This is a genomic window from Treponema endosymbiont of Eucomonympha sp. (genome assembly GCF_001028545.1).
This window is the reverse complement of the sequence record NZ_BBPW01000081.1, coordinates 1-3,798: the sequence shown is the minus strand read 5'-3', so window position 1 is coordinate 3,798 and position 3,798 is coordinate 1. Positions and strand designations below refer to the sequence as shown.

Genomic DNA, 3,798 nt, shown 5'->3' with positions numbered 1-3,798 from the left:
GCTTTCTCCGCCTGTTGTTTCAAACCCGCAAAATTCATCCGCGCCCCGACGGTGAGCGTAATGCCGGGCATCGGGTAACCGTCGAAGGACTCGTAAGACGCGTTGAGCGCGTTATGCGCCGCCGCGAACGCCGTCCAATGCTCTCCGAGGTTTTGGTTAAGGGTAACGGTGAGCAGAAAATAAGGCGGCAGTTTGCTGAGATTCCGCGGGTCGGCGTAGCGGAGGCTCTCGTAGTGGGCGGAGACGAGCGCCGAGCCTTTTGCGGCGCGGGAACCGGCGTTCCACGGGATTTCGACGGAACCGCCGACGGTGTGCGCGGGCATATAGGGAATGCGCCGCTCCGACGCCCACGTATAGCCGTAGGAAAGCAGGTAGCTCCGCAGATACTGGTACGAAAGCGACAGCGCGGCGGCGGCGAGCGGCAGACGGACGGCAGCGTCGCAGCCGAAGAACGCCGCTTCGCCCACGTTTTCGGGGCGCCACCCTCTGCCTGTGTTGCTCCAGTGTATGGAATCCGCCGTCCGCTGGGCAAAAACGGTGCCGTCAACGCTGAATGCTTTATAGCGGTACGAGCCGCCGAAGTCCGCGCCCCAGCCGTCTTCGGGCTTCAGGTCCGGGTTGCCGGACATTCCGCCGCCCTTCCAGTACAGGTCCTCAAAGTCGGGCAGTTTAAAGCCGCGGAAATAGTTGTTTTTGAGCGTTACGGCGTCCGAGACGTTCCACACCGCGCCGAGCTTCGGCACCGCCGCCGCCGATCCGGACGTACCGCCGAACACGGCTTTTACCGACGGGATTATGAGCAGCGTCTGCGTAAGCCGGCATTCGGCGGTGATATACGCGCCGCCGTCGTGCCGCCCGCGCGCGCCCATATCCGTGGAATCCAGCGTTACGAAGCGGTAGTCGCCGCCCAGTTTCAGGGCGAGCGCGTCCAGCGCGTACCAGTCCCAGCGCTGTATCGCGGAAACGCTGTGCAGGACGTGGCAGGACGACGCGCCCTTCGTGTCGAAGTCCGTCGCCGCCCACGAGTGGCTCAGCGACGCTTCGGCGCTCAGATCGCCGCGGAAGGCGCGGGGCATATCGAGCATGACGCTCTGCTTGGCGGAAACGTCGCGCTGCTCTCTGGCGGCGCTCGCGTAGCCGCTTAGCGGAATGCTCCGCTCGGCGACATGCGCGTCCCCCGACGCGAGCAGCTTCGCATAGCCGGGCAGTTCGCGCACGAAAGACGCGGAAAGCCCCGAGTCATACACCTCGTTGCGCTCTTTGCGGCGCGTGAACCGGTAGGGGTCGGTATAAAGGAAGTGGTTTTGCGCGCGGTTGGCAAAGAGCGCCGCGCTCCACGAATACGCCTCCGCGCCGTATCCCGCCGACAGGCTGACGTTCTGCGTGTCGGCAAGGTCTTCCCAGCGGGGGCTGCCTGTCTTCCCCTCGTGCGTGCGGTACGCGCCCGGCAGCGCCGACGTGTTGGACGCGCTGCCCGACAGCCTGAAGCCCGGCGGCGGCTTTTTCACGGTAACGACGTTGATGACTCCGCCGAACGCGCCCGACACGTTGTATTTGGTGTCCGAGCCGCCGTAGATAACTTCGATTTTCTCCACAGACGCAAGGTCGAGCGCGGAAAGGTCAAAGTCGCCGGATACGGGGGAGTTCTGCGGCACCCCGTCTATCAGGAACGCTACCCGCGCCGAATCGAAGCCCCGCAGGTTGATTCCGGCTTGGTTGCCGTAGCCGCCGTAGCGCGTTACGCCCGCGTTGAGCGTTTCCTGTAGCAGCGTCGCCAAATCCCCCGCGCTGTGCCGCGCAACGTCTTCTTTGGTCAGCACTTTCATCTGCTGGGTCGTTTCGAGGCTCGCCGTTACGGTAATGCCTTCCGCCGTAAAGAGCGGCGGGTCTTCGCCGGGAACGCCGCCGTCGGGCGCCTGCTCCGCCGCGTTATCCTGCGGGAACAGGGGGCAGAGGACGCAGAGCGCTAACACGCCGGCGGGAAGCCGTTTGCCGAACAGACGGGAAAGAAAACGCATTGTTATTTCGCGCTATTGCTTGGTTTGCGACTGAACCATAGACCAATTGACAAAATCGACAGCCGCATCCACGGTGAATTTAGCCTTTGCTCCGTCGAGAGTGTCTGTCGCGGTAGGTCCGTATCCGTCTGTATGATTCAAATCTGTAGGGTTTGCAATCTTTACAGTTTTTGCGGTTAAATCTCTATAATAGATACCTAAATACTGATTTCCGCTCTCTCCAAAATAATCAGGCAGATTGTCGGATTGAACAATAATAACACCGTTATCGGAGAAATTAGAAGCGTATTCTATAGTACCCGAAAAGGTTTCGCTATATCCTGCTTCGCCACTGGCGCCACCATATACAAAAGTTGTAGTTGTTATTGCGTACAATTCATACCCACCTTCATACTCAAATTTCCATTCACCTATGAGCTTGGCATTCAGTTCGTGGCTGTCGGCAAAACTGTTATCGTTGACGTTGTTTTTGCAGCCGACGAACAGCGCCGCGCTTGCGGCAAGGCAGAGCGCGAATATACGGGGGGGGGGCGTGCGGCGCGGAACGGTTTTAGGGAACGGTGCGGAAAACATGCGGTACTCCTTTGCCGGGGAAGGAGCCTGCGCCGCGGCGGGCGGGGGAAAACGCCGAGCGCCCGGGTGCGGGCAAACGGCTTTTCTCACGGCTCAGTCCTCGAAGCCACTGAAAACGGCGAAACCACTGGGTCGACGACCCGGCGCGGGTTTCTGCCGCAGCGCAAAGTTCCTGGCTTAAGGGCGCTTTTGGCGCCTCGTCACAGTTACGGGTTAGCGGGGGATTTGCGGCAGCGCCGCGCACCCCACTTCCTTTGCGTATGCGGGGGGCAGTATACGCGGAACAGCGGGAAGCGTCAAGCGTTGCCCGTGCGAAGCACGGGCAACGACCGAGTTCTTTGAAAGAACTCGGCATATAGGCGGGAGTCGCGCGAAGTACGGGCAACGACCGAGTTCTTTGAAAGAACTGTCGCACGCCTACGGCTTGCTTACCGAGTTTTGCGCCGTTTCGCTTACCGCAAACTCGCGGCGCGTATAGATTTTGCCTATAGGTGAGGCGCATAGAGGCGGCTGGCGGGGTCTGTTCAACGCCGGAACAGGTCAAGTCAACAGTCGACGTTGCAACGGCAGGATTAGAACAGGTCTATTCAGCCTTTGCGCAAACGAGCGCAACAGTTCCGCGAGGCAGCCAAGAGCCTCGCAAGCACGGTTCGGGCGCCGACGGGCATACACGCCGACGCCCGCACGGGGAATGCTGATAAACCCCGCCTATTTTTATGTTCTACAAGGCTTTCGTAGTGTACTACAAGACTTTCGTAGTGTACTACCAAACCTTCGTAGTGTACTACCAACTCTTCGTAGTGCACTACCAAACCTTCGTAGTGCACTACCAAACCTTCGTAGTGTACTACCAGACCTTCGTAGTGCACTACAAGACTTTCGTAGTGCACTACAAGACTTTCGTAGTGCACTACAAGACTTTCGTAGTGTACTACCAAGTCTTCGTAGTGTACTACCAAGTCTTCGTAGTGTACTACCAAGTCTTCGTAGTGCATAACTAAACCTTGGTAGAATATAACGGGATACTCGCGGTGTTCTGCGAAATCTTTATAGAACACTACCTTCCCGCCGCATCGTCATACAATTCCGGTAACTGTTTCCTCAAAAACCGCCGCAAGCTTTCGGTTTGCCGCCGAGCACGCCGCACGCCTGCGGCGCGCTACCGAGCGATTCACCGAAAAGCGAAAGCCATAAGGCGGGACAAGCA

General features: G+C 59.0%; 3 protein-coding genes. 1 reads left to right on the top strand and 2 read right to left on the bottom strand.

Going from position 1 to position 3,798, the window contains the following annotated elements; translation table 11 throughout:
• Positions 1–2,018, bottom strand: a 2,018-nt coding sequence (locus AWU74_RS04405; RefSeq protein ID WP_162504799.1) for a TonB-dependent receptor plug domain-containing protein, incomplete at its 3' end; no start/stop codon positions are given.
• Positions 2,019–2,030: 12 nt separating this feature from the next.
• The gene (locus tag AWU74_RS04400) at positions 2,031–2,591 is read right to left on the bottom strand and encodes a hypothetical protein (protein ID WP_062328015.1); all 561 of its coding nucleotides are present in this window, start codon (positions 2,589–2,591) and stop codon (positions 2,031–2,033) included.
• A 1,004-nt stretch (positions 2,592–3,595) separates the two neighbouring features.
• On the opposite strand from AWU74_RS04400, the gene AWU74_RS12650 reads away from it, so the two are divergent.
• Positions 3,596–3,798: hypothetical protein (locus AWU74_RS12650; RefSeq protein WP_238580160.1), on the top strand; the 203-nt coding region annotated here is incomplete at its 3' end.

What these genes read in the sequence shown, in the direction of transcription:
- AWU74_RS04400 (WP_062328015.1), bottom strand. Translation starts at nt 2,591, where the DNA reads ATGTTTTCCGCACCGTTCCCTAAAACCGTTCCGCGCCGCACGCCCCCC.